Origin of the sequence: Oligoflexus sp., from assembly GCF_035712445.1 — a bacterium.
GTDB lineage: Bacteria > Bdellovibrionota_B > Oligoflexia > Oligoflexales > Oligoflexaceae > Oligoflexus.
The window spans coordinates 14,830-31,435 of sequence record NZ_DASTAT010000060.1 but is presented as its reverse complement, the minus strand read 5'-3'; the positions used below and the strand labels follow the sequence as shown (position 1 = coordinate 31,435).

Sequence of the window (16,606 nt, the reverse complement as noted above, 5' to 3'; positions counted from 1 at the left end):
CTTGGCGCTGCGGGTCGGCGACAGGTAGAAATCGATCGTGTCGCCCCGCTTGTCGACTGCCCGGTACAGGTAGGTCCACTTGCCCCGCACCTTGACGTAGGTTTCATCCAGGCGCCAGCTCGGATCAAAGCCACGCCGCCAGAACCAGCGCAGCCGCTTCTCCATCTCCGGGGCGTAGCACTGGACCCAGCGATAGATCGTCGTATGGTCGACCGAAATGCCGCGTTCCGCCAGCATTTCCTCAAGGTCGCGATAGCTGATCGGATAGCGACAATACCAGCGCACCGCCCACAGGATCACATCACCCTGGAAATGGCGCCACTTGAAATCCGTCATCGTTCCGTCCGTCCAATCTCCGCCAAGCATGCTCAAGCTTCACGATTTTTGCAACAGAGCCACAATATCTATGATGATCTTGCTTCCGGCGGTCGTGATGATCGCCCTGGCTTGACTGCCTGCCTCAAGTCATTGCGTGACGGCGATGTGCTGGTGGTCTGGAAGCTCGATCGCCTCGGACGATCGCTTGCCCATCTGGTCAACACGGTGAAGGAGCTGTCAGACCGCAAGATCGGCCTGCGGGTTCTGACTGGAAAGGGCGCTCAGATCGACACCACGACTGCGTCCGGTCGCATGGTGTTCGGAATCTTCGCCACCTTGGCCGAGTTCGAGCGGGATCTGATCCGAGAGCGCACCATGGCGGGTCTCGCCTCCGCGAGAGCGCGCGGTCGCAAGGGCGGACGAAAATTCGCGCTCACCAAAGCTCAGGTGCGTCTCGCGCAAGCCGCCATGGCCCAGCGCGATACTTCAGTTTCCGATCTCTGCAAGGAACTCGGCATCGAGCGCGTCACTCTCTACCGATATGTCGGTCCCAAAGGCGAGCTCAGAGACCATGGAAAGCATGTTCTCGGACTTACGTAGCAACTCGTTTCTTTTCGCAGGTTGAGCCACCTCCGCGCTTCATCAGAAAACTGAAGGAACCTCCATTGAATCGAACTAATATTTTTTTTGGTGAATCGCATTCTGACTGGTTGCCTGTCAGAGGCGGAGAATCTGGTGATTTTGTTTTTCGACGTGGTGACGGGCATGCCTTCGCGAAAATCGCACCTGCTTCCCGCCGCGGTGAGCTCGCTGGAGAGCGTGACCGCCTCATTTGGCTCAAAGGTCGAGGTGTGGCTTGCCCCGAGGTGATCAACTGGCAGGAGGAACAGGAGGGTGCATGCTTGGTGATAACGGCAATTCCGGGAGTACCGGCGGCTGATCTGTCTGGAGCGGATTTGCTCAAAGCGTGGCCGTCAATGGGGCAGCAACTTGGCGCTGTTCACAGCCTATCGGTTGATCAATGTCCGTTTGAGCGCAGGCTGTCGCGAATGTTCGGACGCGCCGTTGATGTGGTGTCCCGCAATGCCGTCAATCCCGACTTCTTACCGGACGAGGACAAGAGTACGCCGCAGCTCGATCTTTTGGCTCGTGTCGAACGAGAGCTACCGGTGCGGCTCGACCAAGAGCGCACCGATATGGTTGTTTGCCATGGTGATCCCTGCATGCCGAACTTCATGGTGGACCCTAAAACTCTTCAATGCACGGGTCTGATCGACCTTGGGCGGCTCGGAACAGCAGATCGCTATGCCGATTTGGCACTCATGATTGCTAACGCCGAAGAGAACTGGGCAGCGCCAGATGAAGCAGAGCGCGCCTTCGCTGTCCTATTCAATGTATTGGGGATCGAAGCCCCCGACCGCGAACGCCTTGCCTTCTATCTGCGATTGGACCCTCTGACTTGGGGTTGATGTTCATGCCGCCTGTTTTTCCTGCTCATTGGCACGTTTCGCAACCTGTTCTCATTGCGGACACCTTTTCCAGCCTCGTTTGGAAAGTTTCATTGCCAGACGGGACTCCTGCAATCGTCAAGGGATTGAAACCTATAGAAGACATTGCTGATGAACTGCGCGGGGCCGACTATCTGGTATGGCGCAATGGGAGGGGAGCAGTCCGGTTGCTCGGTCGTGAGAACAATCTGATGTTGCTCGAATATGCCGGGGAGCGAATGCTCTCTCACATCGTTGCCGAGCACGGCGACTACCAGGCGACCGAAATTGCAGCGGAACTAATGGCGAAGCTGTATGCCGCATCTGAGGAACCCCTGCCTTCTGCCCTTCTCCCGATCCGGGATCGCTTTGCAGCTTTGTTTCAGCGGGCGCGCGATGATCAAAACGCAGGTTGTCAAACTGACTACGTCCACGCGGCGATTATAGCCGATCAAATGATGAGCAATGCCTCGGAACTGCGTGGGCTACATGGCGATCTGCATCATGAAAACATCATGTTCTCCAGTCGCGGCTGGCTGGTGATAGATCCCGTCGGTCTGGTCGGTGAAGTGGGCTTTGGCGCCGCCAATATGTTCTACGATCCGGCTGACAGAGACGACCTTTGTCTCGATCCTAGACGCATTGCACAGATGGCGGACGCATTCTCTCGTGCGCTGGACGTCGATCCGCGTCGCCTGCTCGACCAGGCGTACGCTTATGGGTGCCTTTCCGCAGCTTGGAACGCGGATGGAGAAGAGGAGCAACGCGATCTAGCTATCGCGGCCGCGATCAAGCAGGTGCGACAGACGTCATACTAGATATCAAGCGACTTCTCCTATCCCCTGGGAACACATCAATCTTACCGGAGAATATCGTTGGCCAAAGCCTTAGCGTAGGATTTCGCCCTCTCCCGCAAACGACCCCGAAAAGTCTTACAGCTCAAGCATTTGGCGTTTCACCGTGAGTAATTTTGGAACTTTCTCAAAAATTGTCCTGGCCAGTCAGTCAAAGATCGAATAAGTTCCGTTCTGAGAACAGCGAAGGAGTCGTTCAATGATGAAAAGTGTAGCGTACAAAATCCTCGGAACTGGACTGTTGGCTTCGACTTTGATCGGTTGCGGATCGTCCGCGCAAAATAGCGAAACAAAGGTCACCAACGGCCGTGAAATTACCGAAAGCACCTATCCTTCCGTCGTCCTCCTGGTGATGGAAACCGCTGAGGGCCAAGGTATTTGTACTGGCACTTTTGTGAACGACTCGCAGGTTATCAGCGCCGGTCACTGCGTCGAAGGCCTGGACCCTGTTGATCCCTCGATGTATGTCGTGACAACGAATTCTGCAGGCGAATATGTGGCGACCGCGAAAGCCGTGAGCTTCAAGCGTAACCCGAGTTATAATATCCGTCTGGGCGTCAGCCCTTACGATGTGAGCGTGATCAACTTCGAAGCGGGTTCGGCTCCTGCGACCAGCCCTCTGGCCACACGCTCGCCCTCCGCTGGTGACAAACTGACTATCGTTGGTTACGGTAACAACGTGAACGAGTTTGATAACTACGGTCAGCTGACAGGTTCTGGCGCAGGCACCAAGCGTGCAGGTACCAACACTGTGGGTTCCGTGTCGGGTGGCTTCATCAATTTCAACGGTCTGCCTGAATCGGATGGTTATACCTCCAAGGGAACATTGGTTTCCTCGGGTTCGGGCGACTCCGGCGGTCCCCTCTTCGTCAACGGCGCTCTTGCTGGTGTGACATCAGGCGGCGGTCTGCGGAGTGACGGTCGCGGCGGTTACCTTGCAACTTCGAAGTATGTGGACGTGAACAGCGTTTACGTGAAGTCCTTCCTGGCTAGCCAGATCAAGAAGTAAGTCGTTCATACAAACAGCAGAAGGCCTCGACTCCTGGAGTCGGGGCTTTTTTGCGTTTCCATCACGACGCCTTCCCAGGCGCCTCCCGTTGAATGGATGAGCGTTTCTTGAAGCGGAGCGGACGTTCCAACTTTTCCTTTAACTCTGGAGTCACAGAGTATTCGAAGTAGATTTTATGACAGCAAAGATCACCCGGGTTGATTTTGAGAGCCATCATCAGCTCCTCGTAATCCTTCTGCGGATCGGTGCTGATGGCCTCGGGGCCGTTTTCCTTGCTGACCGTCAGTTCAAGTTTCTGGTTGGACTCAATCGCCTTCTGAATCCTCCCCTTCAAACTCGACACCTTGCTCTTGATCTTGTCACTCTTCATGGCCGCCGCCTCTTCCATCTGCTGCCTCGCCTCTTCCAGGCGGTTGGCGCGGGCCAGCGCGAGGCCCTGGTTATAATGCAGAATGGCGAGGACCTCATTCCGGTTTTCAGGAACAGCCTGCAGGGCTTCAGTATAGAGTTTGAGCCCCTCGTCAAAGCGATCGGTGCGAATCAGCGAGATGGCCCGGTTATTGGTAAACGACACGATATTCAGAAGCGACTGCAACGACTTCATCAAATCGTGGGCCTTCGCCCCTTCCCCATTGACCAGAGCGCCTTTGATCTCGACCTCGACCACGTCCTTCGCCGTCGGCGCAATGCTCTTGGCTTCATCCAGGTTCTCTTCAAAACCCTTCTGTTCCCCCAGTTCCAGATGCGCCTCGGCGATATTGCAGATGCGCTTCACATTGGAAGGCGAGATGACCTCGGCGTTTTCCAGACAGCAAAGCGCACTCTCAAAGTCCCGAAGCTTCATCATGGTCTTGCCGAGAAGGTTCAAAACCTCGACGCTCGCCAGCCCGCTTTTCAGCACATTCAAAGCCATATTCCGCGCAGACGGATAATGCCCGCGGTAAAAGGCCAGCTCCGCCTGCAGCAGATTTTTTTCAGCCTCGCTCGGTTTATCGCTGTCCATATAGCGTTTGGTATAGGCCGCCAGCTTTTCAAAGTTCTGCTCAGCCATGGCCTGCCGAATTTTTTGCAAAAGAATGACGGGCTCGCTCGGCGAGCGATCCTGGTTGATGACCCAGATCACATCCTGAAAGAAAGCCTGCGCCTCGATCGGTTTACGGATGCGGTCCGTCACGCCCATCTCATGAAGGACGGGCATATCGCGTTCGGTCAGGTCCTTGTTCATCACCGTCAGGGGGATCGCAAAACCCAGGACAGCCCTGATTTTTTGCACCAAAATGGGACCGGGCATCTGGGGCAGGCGCCATTCAAAGATCACGAGCTCCGGCACGATCTTTTTGTCAAGCCACTGCACGGCCTGGGCCGGGTCCTGAAAGCTATGAAGGTTTTGAACGCCCAGCTGCTTTAAAAGTCCCTCGATCAGATTCAGGGTCGAGGCATCAGGTTCGACCACAAGGCAGCTTTTGATGCCCAAAACCTCGGGCGCCTTGTCGGTTTCAGTCGCCTGATCGGGCAGCTTCGCGTCGGGAAACTTCTGCATCAGAGCCACAATCTCCGTTTGCAAAGACGAATCCACGAGCAGGGCCTGGCTGAAAAGATTCTGAGCCTGCTCCACCTGCTTATTGTGAAGATGCGCCTCGGCCAGATGCAAAAGGAGTTTCAGGTTCCCCACGTGGATCTGGAACAGGGATTTTTCAAAACGAAGAAGATCTGTGTAACGTTTCTCATCCTTCAGATACTGCCGCACATACTCCCCGGCCACAAGGCTCAGCTCACCACCGCAGGCCACATCGCGGCCGAAGAGGGTCTTGAATTCCTCTTCGATATCCGCCTTGGTCGACATCTTCCTATGCAGCGATAAAAGGCCGAGGTCGAAGGCCTTGCTGATCATTCCCGGATCGCTGCTCTCATCCACCATGAACGAGATGCGCATGTCCATCATGGTCGGGACTTCGGTGATCAGTTTCAGGATTTGAAAGATATTGATCTTGTCATCCATGAGGATCGGCGTCAGCAGCCAGTGAATCAGCCCCGTCTCCAGGATACCGACGACGGTTTGAAGATCAGGCGCGCCTATGACGTCGGTGTACCCGCGGTTTCTCAGCTCGGTATTGATAAGGTTGCGCACGGTCCCGCTGGGGTGAACCGTCACGATCTTTATGTTGGTATCCGCGAGCTTCATGGGGCACTCAAACTCCTCATTCTCAGTTCCTATTTCGGAAATCGCTACACAAAATTTAAGAGGGGTGCGGTGCCGCACCTCGGGTTCAGTTGGTGTATTGGCAAAAACCCGCTCTTTTACGAATGAATACGTCGCATCGCTTGTCGGAAAAGCCCTTCACTGTATGGTTTGAGAGAATCTGCACGGCGCGGATGATGGTATGGTCCTTGCTGAATCATCAGACAGGTTTGGGCTTTTCACCGTGCTATCGTGGGAGAAGAACTTATGAAAACGAAACAAATCCTCTTCTGTCTTGCCTTGGGTTTGGGTGCCACAGCCGAGGCACAGAATACCAAGGACACCAAAGCTCCACTCATTGAGGAAGCCCCCGTCGAGGCTATCTTCGTCCCTTCGGGATTTGATGATAATGATAACGTCGAAGTCGTGATTCACGGGACCTTTCCCGACGCCTGCCATCGCGTGGAAAGCGCCAAGGCCGAAGTTGACAAGGCCAAGCGCCGCATCACAGTTTCCGCGACGAGCATCGTGGATCAAAATGAATACTGTGTGCAAAGCCTGACACCTTTCATCCAGCCCGTGTCCCTAGGGAATTTGGAGGAAGGCAGCTACCAGGTCGTCTATGCGAATAATCCGGAGGTCATGGAGAGTCTCGCGGTCGACCGTCGGAAAACGGAATCACCCGATGACTACCTCTTTGCTACAGTGGAAAATGCCTACATCGACGTGAATCGTGAGACAGGCAAACAGTCCCTTAAACTCCAGGGTCACTTCCCGCATTATTTCATCGGCTGCATGGTGATCCGTGAAGTCCGTGTCGTACGGGATCCGGTGGATGTGCTCGTGGTGCAACCCATTGCTGAGGTCGTCACGACCGATGTGTGTGACACCCAACCTGCCGACCGCTCCTATGAATATACAGTCGGTCTTCAGGAACCCTTCCAAGGTGAAGGTCTTCTCCATGTCCGCACCATCAATGGCACCTCGCTGAACCGCTTCCTGAACATTCCTTAAGCATCCCTCTATCCCTCGTGCCGCTCCGGCGGCATCCTCCTTTCCCAGGAAGTTGACTGGCTGGCTAATTTAGTGTTAGCCTCAGGTGACTGCTGAGATTCACCAAGACACATCCATATAAAATGCTGGACCCTGACAACACCCGAGGGAGTGCGATGATCCGTCATGCCTTGACTTTAAGCACGCTTGTTTTGATCACCGCCTGTCAGCCGGCTGCTGAATCGGAAAACTCCAGCACCAGTTCCATCATTGATCACGATTCCATGATTGAAATCGATGCGAATACGCCCCTGCCCAATAGCGATCTGAAGAAGGAATTCCCCGCGATCGGTCGCATGACCGGCGGCTGCACAGCCTTTCATCTGGGTGACGGCGTCGTGGCCACAGCCGGTCACTGCATGGCTGACCTCGCTGCCAATCCTTTGGAAGTGTCCTGTCACTCGATGGATATCACCTGGGGGGTTCTGGCCGGTGAATCGCAGCAGAATCGTTCACGCTGCTTGAAAGTCCTGGAATACCAATACGACCAGGAGGCCGACTATGCCCTCATACAGGTGGATCCCATTCCGGCTACAGCCGTTGTTTTGGAGCGCGATCCCCGCGCCATGAACCTGACCGCGAAGGCCATGGTTCTGGGTTATCCCAAAGGTCGCTCGCTGAGCCTGAGCGGAACCTGTGACGCGACCGTGGGCACCGATCCCGAGTCGCAAATCTTCCATCACCGCTGCGATACACTGCCTGGCAACAGCGGCAGTCCTGTGCTGGATGCCACAACCCTGGAAGTCATCGGCGTCCATAATGGTGACGCGGACAACAGCGAAAATTATGGCACCTATTTGCCAAACCCGGAAACCCTGCATACGATCACCGATGACCTGAAAGCCGCCGCTGCCCAGCCCCAGGCTTTGAGTTTCGGTCCCTTTGCCGATCAATTGAAAAAAGATCTGGTGCACTTCACCCGGGAGCAAGGCGCCGCGGTCAGCTTTCACATGGATGTGTCGGTCGAGGATGGTTATGACAAGGTCATCGTTATAGATGGTATCGGCCGCACCCAGGAACATACCGGAAAGAAGAGCCTGCAGTTTGATCATGTGCCCACGCCCGTGAGCGTCATCATCCTCACCGATTACTCGGGCACCTCGGAATCCGTTCAGCTCTCCACTCCATCCTTCGAATAAAAAAAATGAACCGGAAGCTTTTGAAGCTCCCGGTTCAACCTGTTGGGACGGATATACGCTACATGCTGTGCGACTTTTTCCTCGACCATGTCCTCGTACGGTGATGAACCAGCCGAACAGCAGAACATTTGGGTGTTCCAAAGTATGGAACAGCAACTATCATGCCGTCGTCCTTTCCTGTTATATCAACACCTTAGCCCGCGTGTCTTCGAGCATGCTGTGAGCTTTCCTCCGCCCTCTGCGCACTTTCCCTCAATCGCTCGCGCCTTGGCCTTCAGTCAGGAAGCGGTTAGACTGGGGGCACAAACGCTTTGTTGCCCCAATTCAAACGAGGAGAGCCAGCCATGCTTGAACTATTCAGCACCTACACCACGATAGTGGTCGGTCTTTCCCTGAATGACCGCGAGGATCACATCATCCAATCGGCCGTTTCCCTGGCGCAAAGAACCGGCTCGCAGTTGATCCTCGTGCATGCCACAGAACCTTATCGTTCCTATTCATTGGCGCGCGAAGGCTTTGCGCTCCCCTATGAAGAACTGGAACAGGAGGCGCGCGACGCCGACATCGCGATGGCTCAAAATAAAATGGAAACTCTGCGTGACAGCCTGCCGAGCAGCATCGTCTGCGAAACCAGGGTTTTTCGCGATTATCCCGAGGATGCCATCGAGGAAGTGGCCCGCAAGGCCAAGGCCACACTGGTCATGGTGGGCTTTCATCGCGAACGGCATCCGCGCTTTCTGGGGGGCATGTCCACGGCGCTCGCGCTCATGGCTCATTCCCGTCACCCGGTCATGGTCGTTCCCGGGGACAGGCCGATGGATTTTCAGAATCATGGGCTAAGCGTCATGGTCGCCGACGATCTGGGGCATGATGGGGAGCAGGCTCTGAAAGGGGCCATGGGTTTCTGTCGTTCCATTGATGTGGATCATCTGGTCCATGCGCATGTCAATCCGATGAGCTATCGCGAGATCAATCAGATGGTGGAGAAAGTTCGGATCGCGATGCTCGAAGGCCAGATTCCCGCGAATCCGGATTTTACGAGCCAGGCCTATATCGAGCAAACCAAGGCCGATCTGAAAAAACAGCTGAAAAAACGCCTCGAAACCCTCGATGCGAGTTTCCTCCAGGAATATAAGTATAAACCCTGTGTGCGCTTTGGAACGCCGATCGAAGAAATTCATCGGCTGACAGTGGAGACGAAAAGCAGTGTCCTGATCTTCGGCAAGCATCACATGCTGCACCGCGGACGACTCAGCCTCGGCAAGGTACCCTATGAAGCCATGGTCGAACCCCATGTCGCCACCATCATCGTGCCGGATCCGGAAGCTTAAGCCGCCTGCAGCGGCTCCATGCTAATCGTCGGAAACAGCGCGGCGGGAAAGGTCAATACCAGGGCAAAGGTCCGATGGCCATCCCGCTCGGGCGCGAAGTCGAGATCCATGCGCCCGGACAGTTCCTCAACAAACTGCCTGACAGCGCCCATACCCACACCCCGACCGGCATGCGTCCCAACATCCTCACGGCTGCTCAGGCCGGCGTGCAGAAGGCAGCTTTCGAGTTTCTGATCGCTCAAGATTTCATCGGCCTTCAGTATCCCCCACTCCATGGCCTTTTCCCGGATGACCTGGATATTCACACCCCGACCATCATCCCGCGCGATCAGCTGAACTTCATTGCCGACGCGGGCCAGCTTGATGTAAATAAGGCCCGCTGTGCTCTTGCCGGCAGCCTTGCGTTCCTCGGCGCTTTCCAATCCATGGACCAGCGAGTTCTGGAGGATGTGAATGAACACATGATCAAGCTGCTCCACCAGACGCTGACTTAAAAATATGCCCTGCCCCGCGAGCAGAACCTGAGGATCGGGTTTGCCGATTTCGCGAGCCATTCGTCGCGCCTGGTTCTGCAGTTTTTCCTCGTAGGTCGTGAGGTCCATGTAAAGAAGATGAAACAGATCATTCAAAAGCTGCCCATGAGCGACGCTTTCGTCGGGACTACGGGGAGTCAGACGCTGCAGGGCCCGTTCCCAATGCTCCAATTTTCCCTGGCGAATGGGCACCACGCGTTCCTCGGTCAAAGACCCGATATGACTTTCATAGAGGCTGGCAAACTCGGAGATCAGGGTTTCGACCGTGCCGATATCTTTCAGCATCCCGGCCGCATTCCACTTTTGAACATCGCGGCGAACCTGATCCAGACGATCCTCCATCAGATGGAACTGATCCGAGAGTTCCGTCAGGCCGAGCGAACGCGACTCCCCCTTCAGGGTATGGAAAACAATAAAGAGCCCCTGAACAAGCAGTGGAATCTCACCGGCTCCCATGATGGAGTCATGCATGGAATCCAGTGTCCGACGCCCCTGGATCAAAAACACCCGCAGAGCCATATCATCCGCGCTCAGAAGCTGATTCAGGCGGATCAGCTTGCGCGACTGACTGGCCTGCTCCTGCTTCAGACTGCGCAGTTCGGTCACGTCATGGAAGGCGATCAGGATTCGGATCACCCGGCCCTCGTGATTCAGGATGGGCGTCCAGTCGAGCACGATATCCTTCGGGCCTGATGCAGTCAGAAGGCGAGCCTCCTGGGGCAGATGAAAACCATTGAATTCAAAGTTTTCGTGCGGTTCATCCATGATGGCCTGCAGAGCCGAGATGATCAGGGCCTTGGCATCCCCGCCCAAAACCAGCCGATCCAGGAAAACATCCGGGAAGCGTTTGCCGCCAAGCTGTCGTTCACCGAGCCAGTCTTCGGTATGCCGGGAGTATTCGGCTTCGATCAGAAATTCCTGGGAGGTGATCGTGATGATACCGACCTGAAGGGTATCCATGATCGAACGGATGCTCTGCGTCTTCTGATCGACGATCTCTTCGATGGACTGCAGGGTTTTTTCGAGCTTTTCATGCGACTGGGCGAGGTTGAAACGCAGGATGTTCATCTGATCGGCCAGGGCAAAGGAAAGGAGCAGCATTTCCAGGACGGAGGAGACCTGCTGAGAGTATTCGGTGAGTGCGGACCTTGGCAGGATACCGAGCTTGTTCAGCGACAGGGCAATGGTCCCAAACAGAAAGGTGGTCCAGGCAAGGCCATAGAAATAACCCTCGCGCTTGCGCTTGGCTATGCTATGCCCCGTAATGGAAAGAGCGATAAGGATGGCCGAGGTGACAAAGACGATGCTGATGCGGACATCTATAATTCCAGGAAGCAGGAACGTAACGCCGGTATAAGCGACCAATGCCCCGAGAAGCCAGATGCTGAAACGATAGAGCCGGGGAGTCAGCGTACTGGCGTTTAAGAAAGACAGGGTGAACGCAAAGGCGAAGATTCCGATGCAGTTGATGGATTTATCTATGATGTGCGTATTGACCGAAGGAAGAGTGGGCCAGATGTAACGGAAACCAAGGCCGCTGATGCCAGCCTGGAAGGTCGCAAAGGATAAAACGAAGAGGACGTAGTAAAGGTAAGGCGGCCGGCGCACGATCAGATAGATGAAGAAATTATAGAGGGCCATGATCAGAACCGCTCCGAAATACAGGAGCTGGGGTCTTTCGATGGTTAAAAGATGCCGGTCGAAGGCGGGCGCTTTCCAGATACTCATCGGGAGCTGCATGGAGCTGGTCGTGTGAGCGCGGACGATGACCTCTTGATGCAGGCCGCAGGTGTAGGGAAAACCAAAGCCGATATGTTCAAGAGGCCGCTGCTGATAGGGGAAGGTGTCTCCGGTCGTGACGGGACCTGTGGGACCATTCGGGCCGAGGAGCCAGACATCCAGGCGGTCGAGCAGGGGATAGGCGATTTCATAGATGAGTCTCTCACCCGCTTGACAGGGGGGCAGAGGCAGACGGAACCAGTGAGGCTCGCGCTTGAATCCGAGATTCAGGCCCTTCGGTGGAACCTTGGTCCAGGCCTCGGTCGGAAGCTGGATGATTTTTTCCACACTTAGCACGCCGCCGGGGTCTTCGCGATAGGATGCCTTAAGCTCCCATTCAGCAAAGAGCGCCCCATCACCCTCAGCCCGAACGGGTGCGGTGAAAAAGGCCAGGATAATAGAAAGAAGAAGCCGCATGCCTGCCTTGCAATGGAAGATTTTCCCCATTCTCTGCATCGGCAGTCGCTGGGCATACTTGAACACTGCAAACCGTAGTGAATGTCGAAGGAAGGACGATCGGATCGAGGAGGCCCCAGATTGGCCTCCTCTTTTTGAGGGTTTTTAGCGTTCTTTCAGAACACAGGCAAAGGGTGCCAGAACCAAAGTTTCGGTTCCGCTCTCGGCCTTCAATTTCAGCGGCGCATTGGGTTGGAAGCTAATCGAATAACGGACCTCGTCCTCATTCGGACGGATCACGGTGGCCGCCATCTGCCCCGAGACGGGAACGCAACCGCTTTCGCGGGTGAAGTTCACATTTCGGAATTCAAGGCGCAGGACTTCGCCCGTCGCGGGAATAACAAATTCCTGCCGACCGCTGGCGATCGCATAGCGGGTCCAATCCTGGTTGGCATCCAGGGTAATGGCAAAGTCGAGGGGGAAGCGTTCCTGGAGCTGCATGGTCACAGGCACCTGGCCGCCGTCAGCCGTGGGCAAAGAGATGGCGCTTTCCACCTGATTGTTCAGCTGGGCTTCCAGAACCACGTTACGACCAAGCTCAGCATAGTTCACGAAATCCAGCGTGCGCTTGCCGGTTTTCTTGAAGGTCAGGTTATGCCGCAGCTCCTGCTTTTCCTTGATATCGGTCAGGGTCAGACTGCGCACGAGATCTTCGTTGACGCGACTTTCCAAACGAACCGGACCCAGCTGCAGGCGTTCATAGTTGAAACGAACCGAACGTGCATTCGGGTCACAGGCGAGGAGAGTCCCGTTCTGAGTCCATGCATCTTCATAGCTGCGTTTGATATTCATTTCGGAAAGGGCGTACCAGACCGCGGTCTCGTCTTTCACCGAGTGCCTTGAATCGGCTTTATCCACGAGGCTAAGGCCCGAACCGCTCTGAGGCTGGCAGCTGCGATCGGTCGAGACCCGGCTTTCCGTGCGGGAATAGGCGTAATCGCCCATGTTCATCCCATCCACGGTTTGAAGAAAGGCCGCGTTCACCAAAGTGCCGAGCGTACCGGGATCATCCGTGACGCGCGCAATCCCGGCTCCGGTGGGATTGCCGATTTGCGTTCCACAGCCGACGGCAAGGCTACCGAGGAGCGCCGCGAGTTGTGCGGTGTATCGAGGGGATTGCATGGCTTTCATCCTTTCACATCAAACACGAGGGAAAGAGCTGCATGTTCAGGCGCACAACGCGATCGGGCTTCCCTTGTGACCGATCTCGTTCAAGTTCTAGCAGCCTTTGTTGAAACAGTTCAATCTCTTGTTTGATTTTCTCAAACTGAGAGGCGGACACGGAAAGAACCAGAGCCGAGATGTGGCGAAGGTCAGGGGGCGTGGTAACCATGGCTTCCAGTCCGTGAGGAATGGATTCCTGGTGGAACTTCTGGACCGAGAGGCTCATCACTTCAGGACCGGTCGAGATGATATGATTGGTCTGGACGAAGCGCCCGGTTTCCGGATCCTTCTGAATCAGTTTCAGTTTTTGCAGAAGTTCAAGCGACTCCTCGGCCTGCTTTGCGGAAATGGAAGGACGGATGACCGAAGCGATCCAGCGGCCATCGGGCTGGAACTCGTCAAGCATGACCATCTCGCGAATGACCGCGTGGTACCACTCACTATAATAAGCGAACTGTTCCTGTTCCAGCCGGGAGGTGATCATTCCGCTTCTGATTTCCAGGGCTTCGCGAAAAGTTTTGGAGATGTCTTCCGAACTTTTTTCACGAGTCAGACGGGCCAGCGCCAGAAAATAACGGCGCTCATCACGCTTCAGATCCAAAGCCTCGACGATTTTACCCGCCGCGCGTTCGGTCACAGGTCGTTTGCCTTGAACAATAAGGTGCACAAGATTGGTCGCCGAAAAACCCAGGTCGACAGACAGCTGCCGATAGGAATAGTTGCGCGTCTCGGTCTTCGTTTGCTTATGCAGGGTCCGAAAGAAATCGCTGCAGCTGTAGAATGTACTGGGCGGGAACTTATGAGTAACTTCCCTTAACACCTTCCGACTTTCTGTTTCCATGGCGTGACCTTCCTGTCTGTATGCTCAAACTCGAATGGTATATACCTCAGGTCCCAAGCGTATACAAGAACCTCCTCACATCTTGGATACAAAGCCTCCAATATTTTTTATCACCTTGTTTTTATTTGCTTATTTTACATTTGATACAAGACACCCGTATACCGCAATTCGAAACGCGAAAATTAACCTGCCGATTTCCTTAAATTTATTTCAGCGTACATGAGTTTCCTTAAGATTCTTGTGCCTCCGTATACAGAACCGTGCATCCGTATACAGATTTTGAGATTTTTTTTCTGGACTCCATGAGGATGATCTCATAAAACCCTTATCAATCAACGCATAAAGATTTTTCATTGACATGATTTGGTATTCAAGATATTTCTTGTGCATGCATAGATGTTTTCCTGTCAAAACTTATGCATTATAGAAGAAGCAGGAAAACGCAAGGGTTATGGTCGTCTTTCGCTAATATTTGGAGGTTCCCATGTTTTCTCGGAAAATCCGCATCTTGCCTGCACTGCTCGCCGTCTCGCTCTTCGCTGGCTATGCCTGTGAAAAAGATGATGATGACGATGATGCCACCCCGATCGCGATGGGCAGCGATGCTCAGATGAAGCCTGGCTTGAGCCTGGCTGGGACAGTCGTAGCTGACCAGCGCTTCTCGACCTTGAAAGTCGCCTTGGAAAAAGCTGACCTCGTAAGCGTGCTCGACAAAGGTGAGTTCACCGTGTTCGCGCCGACCAACGACGCTTTCGCCAAAATCCCTGCTGAAACCCTGAATGCTCTCTTGAATGACAAGCCTGCGTTGACCCGCGTGCTTCTCTATCATGTGATTCCAGGCACGCTGAAGGCAGACCAAGTCCTTGCCTCCAAAGACCTGAAAACCGCCAATGAATTGAACCTGAAAGTCTCCGCAAACCAGGACGGTGCCTTCATCAACTCCTCGAAGATCATTGGCACCGATATCCTGGCCAGCAACGGTGTGATTCACGCTATTGATACTGTGCTGCTTCCCCCAGCCACCGATAAGTCCCTGGTCGACATCGTGGTGGAAGACGCCCGCTTTTCGACTCTGAAAACCGCTGTGGTGACGGCTGGCCTTGTGGACACGCTGCAGCAAGGTGAATTCACTGTGTTTGCACCTACGAACGAAGCTTTTGCAGAATTGGGTCAAGCCACTCTGAATGCAGTCCTGGCTGATAAAGCCACCCTCACCTCCATCCTCCTCTACCACGTCGTACCAGGAACGGTGAAAGCCTCGGACGTTCTGGCTTCCAAAGAGCTGAAAACAGCGATGGAAGGCCTTCTGACTCCAGAACTTCGTGGTGACGCCGCCTACATCAACAACGCCCAAATCCTGCAAACTGATATCGAAGCGAAGAACGGCGTGATCCATGTGATCAACAAGGTTCTCTTGCCTCCGGCTCAATAACGGTCGGGTAGTTAGCAAGCCTCCCTCGTTTAGGGGGAGGCATTTTGGCGTCCAACAGGGCCAAACGTCAAAGTCCTGTAAACGCTGCTGCAATGGATGTACAAGTCGGCGAGCAATGCCCAATAATATACGCGTCACATTTCCTATGAACCGAAACGGTTGTACACCGACCGTCTCACACACAAGGCAGGAAAAATGAAGCGTAAGTTCCAAAAACCAGCTGGTCTGACTCTCATTGTCATCCACATTCTGGGCCTCGCCAGTCTTCTGCTCGTTCCTTTTGAATGGAGCCTGCTTGGGCTGTGCTTTGCAATGTATTACCTGCGAATGTTCGGCATCACGGCGGGCTTTCATCGCTACTTCTCGCATAAGAGTTTCAAAACCTCGCGGCCTGTTCAGTTCATGCTGGCCTGGATAGGAACAGCGTCCGTCCAGAGAGGTCCGATCTGGTGGGCGGCGATTCACCGTCATCATCACAAGTATTCGGACACGCCCAAGGACCTGCATTCACCAAGGCAGAAGGGACTTTGGGAAGCTCATCTGGGTTGGGTTTTAAAAAAGGAAAACCGCGTGATCGATCGCACCAAGGTTGCCGATCTCACCCGCTTTCCGGAAATCGATTGGATCGATCGTCACTATCTCGTGCCGCCCATGACTTTGGCCGTTTTGATTTTTGCGATCTGGGGACTGCCTGGACTGGTGTATGGCTTTTTTCTGAGCACCATTCTTCTGTGGCACGGAACGTTTACAATTAATTCCTTGTCTCACGTTTTCGGCCGTCGTCCCTACAATACAAAAGATGACAGTCGAAATAGTGCATTGCTGGCCTTGATCACTATGGGTGAAGGCTGGCACAATAACCATCACTTTTACCCCTTCTCCGCTCGTCAGGGATTTACCTGGTGGCAGTTCGATCCGAGCTTCATGATTTTGAAGTTTATGGAACTGTTTGGACTGGTGTGGGACGTAAAGGTACCGCCGAAAGAGCTGTTGGTTCCCCAAGGGGCGGAGCCAGCGCATTCATAGCAGGA

At 54.4% G+C, this 16,606-nt stretch carries 13 protein-coding genes and 1 pseudogene; 9 read left to right on the top strand and 5 right to left on the bottom strand.

What is annotated here, in order from left to right:
* Positions 1-336: pseudogene (locus VFO10_RS12170) on the bottom strand (IS6-like element IS6100 family transposase); the annotation flags it as partial.
* A 48-nt stretch (positions 337-384) separates the two neighbouring features.
* On the opposite strand from VFO10_RS12170, the gene VFO10_RS12165 reads away from it, so the two are divergent.
* From VFO10_RS12165 to VFO10_RS12150, 4 genes are all read left to right on the top strand, one after another.
* Complete coding sequence (locus VFO10_RS12165) at positions 385-918, top strand: recombinase family protein (protein WP_080338127.1); 534 nt, start codon at positions 385-387, stop codon at positions 916-918.
* A 65-nt stretch (positions 919-983) separates the two neighbouring features.
* On the top strand, positions 984-1,787 hold the full coding sequence (gene aph(3'')-Ib / locus VFO10_RS12160; protein WP_001082319.1) for an aminoglycoside O-phosphotransferase APH(3'')-Ib: 804 nt from the start codon (positions 984-986) through the stop codon (positions 1,785-1,787).
* On the top strand, positions 1,787-2,623 hold the full coding sequence (locus tag VFO10_RS12155) for an aminoglycoside O-phosphotransferase APH(6)-Id (RefSeq protein ID WP_000480968.1): 837 nt from the start codon (positions 1,787-1,789) through the stop codon (positions 2,621-2,623). The genes aph(3'')-Ib and VFO10_RS12155 overlap by 1 nt, the downstream gene beginning before the upstream one ends.
* A 235-nt stretch (positions 2,624-2,858) precedes the next feature.
* Complete coding sequence (locus VFO10_RS12150; protein ID WP_325140431.1) at positions 2,859-3,668, top strand: trypsin-like serine protease; 810 nt, start codon at positions 2,859-2,861, stop codon at positions 3,666-3,668.
* 61 nt (positions 3,669-3,729) lie between these two features.
* Here VFO10_RS12150 and VFO10_RS12145 read toward each other — a convergent pair whose 3' ends face one another.
* Positions 3,730-5,850, bottom strand: a complete 2,121-nt coding sequence (locus tag VFO10_RS12145; RefSeq protein ID WP_325140429.1) for a response regulator — start codon at positions 5,848-5,850, stop codon at positions 3,730-3,732.
* A gap of 264 nt (positions 5,851-6,114) precedes the next feature.
* Here VFO10_RS12145 and VFO10_RS12140 point away from each other — a divergent pair, with 264 nt between their 5' ends.
* From VFO10_RS12140 to VFO10_RS12130, 3 genes are all read left to right on the top strand, one after another.
* Positions 6,115-6,861: a hypothetical protein gene (locus VFO10_RS12140; protein WP_325140427.1), complete on the top strand. Its 747-nt coding sequence runs from the start codon at positions 6,115-6,117 to the stop codon at positions 6,859-6,861.
* 155 nt (positions 6,862-7,016) lie between these two features.
* Entirely contained in the window at positions 7,017-8,039 is a 1,023-nt protein-coding gene (locus tag VFO10_RS12135) for a trypsin-like serine peptidase (protein WP_325140424.1), read from the top strand.
* 344 nt (positions 8,040-8,383) lie between these two features.
* The gene (locus VFO10_RS12130) at positions 8,384-9,370 is read left to right on the top strand and encodes a universal stress protein (RefSeq protein WP_325140422.1); all 987 of its coding nucleotides are present in this window, start codon (positions 8,384-8,386) and stop codon (positions 9,368-9,370) included.
* On the opposite strand, the gene VFO10_RS12125 is transcribed toward VFO10_RS12130, so the two are convergent.
* The 3 genes from VFO10_RS12125 to VFO10_RS12115 form a co-directional block, all read right to left on the bottom strand.
* Positions 9,367-12,099, bottom strand: a complete 2,733-nt coding sequence (locus VFO10_RS12125) for a 7TM diverse intracellular signaling domain-containing protein (protein ID WP_325140420.1) — start codon at positions 12,097-12,099, stop codon at positions 9,367-9,369. The genes VFO10_RS12130 and VFO10_RS12125 overlap by 4 nt on opposite strands.
* 144 nt (positions 12,100-12,243) lie before the next feature.
* Positions 12,244-13,260 (bottom strand): hypothetical protein, encoded by a 1,017-nt coding sequence (locus tag VFO10_RS12120; protein WP_325140418.1) that lies wholly within the window; start codon positions 13,258-13,260, stop codon positions 12,244-12,246.
* A gap of 13 nt (positions 13,261-13,273) precedes the next feature.
* On the bottom strand, positions 13,274-14,143 hold the full coding sequence (locus VFO10_RS12115) for a TIGR02147 family protein (RefSeq protein ID WP_325140416.1): 870 nt from the start codon (positions 14,141-14,143) through the stop codon (positions 13,274-13,276).
* A 484-nt stretch (positions 14,144-14,627) separates the two neighbouring features.
* On the opposite strand from VFO10_RS12115, the gene VFO10_RS12110 reads away from it, so the two are divergent.
* Both VFO10_RS12110 and VFO10_RS12105 read left to right on the top strand, forming a co-directional pair.
* Positions 14,628-15,575, top strand: a complete 948-nt coding sequence (locus VFO10_RS12110; protein WP_325140415.1) for a fasciclin domain-containing protein — start codon at positions 14,628-14,630, stop codon at positions 15,573-15,575.
* Between the two features lie 195 nt (positions 15,576-15,770).
* Positions 15,771-16,601 (top strand): acyl-CoA desaturase, encoded by an 831-nt coding sequence (locus VFO10_RS12105; RefSeq protein ID WP_325140413.1) that lies wholly within the window; start codon positions 15,771-15,773, stop codon positions 16,599-16,601.
* Positions 16,602-16,606: the final 5 nt, after the last annotated feature.

Excerpts from the sequence above, each read along its gene's own strand:
- VFO10_RS12155 (WP_000480968.1), top strand. The coding sequence starts at position 1,787 with ATGTTCATGCCGCCTGTTTTTCCTGCTCATTGGCACGTTTCGCAACCT.
- VFO10_RS12150 (WP_325140431.1), top strand. The coding sequence starts at position 2,859 with ATGATGAAAAGTGTAGCGTACAAAATCCTCGGAACTGGACTGTTGGCT.
- VFO10_RS12145 (WP_325140429.1), bottom strand. The coding sequence starts at position 5,850 with ATGAAGCTCGCGGATACCAACATAAAGATCGTGACGGTTCACCCCAGC.
- VFO10_RS12140 (WP_325140427.1), top strand. The coding sequence starts at position 6,115 with ATGAAAACGAAACAAATCCTCTTCTGTCTTGCCTTGGGTTTGGGTGCC.
- VFO10_RS12135 (WP_325140424.1), top strand. The coding sequence starts at position 7,017 with ATGATCCGTCATGCCTTGACTTTAAGCACGCTTGTTTTGATCACCGCC.
- VFO10_RS12130 (WP_325140422.1), top strand. The coding sequence starts at position 8,384 with ATGCTTGAACTATTCAGCACCTACACCACGATAGTGGTCGGTCTTTCC.
- VFO10_RS12125 (WP_325140420.1), bottom strand. The coding sequence starts at position 12,099 with ATGCGGCTTCTTCTTTCTATTATCCTGGCCTTTTTCACCGCACCCGTT.
- VFO10_RS12120 (WP_325140418.1), bottom strand. The coding sequence starts at position 13,260 with ATGCAATCCCCTCGATACACCGCACAACTCGCGGCGCTCCTCGGTAGC.
- VFO10_RS12115 (WP_325140416.1), bottom strand. The coding sequence starts at position 14,143 with ATGGAAACAGAAAGTCGGAAGGTGTTAAGGGAAGTTACTCATAAGTTC.
- VFO10_RS12110 (WP_325140415.1), top strand. The coding sequence starts at position 14,628 with ATGTTTTCTCGGAAAATCCGCATCTTGCCTGCACTGCTCGCCGTCTCG.
- VFO10_RS12105 (WP_325140413.1), top strand. The coding sequence starts at position 15,771 with ATGAAGCGTAAGTTCCAAAAACCAGCTGGTCTGACTCTCATTGTCATC.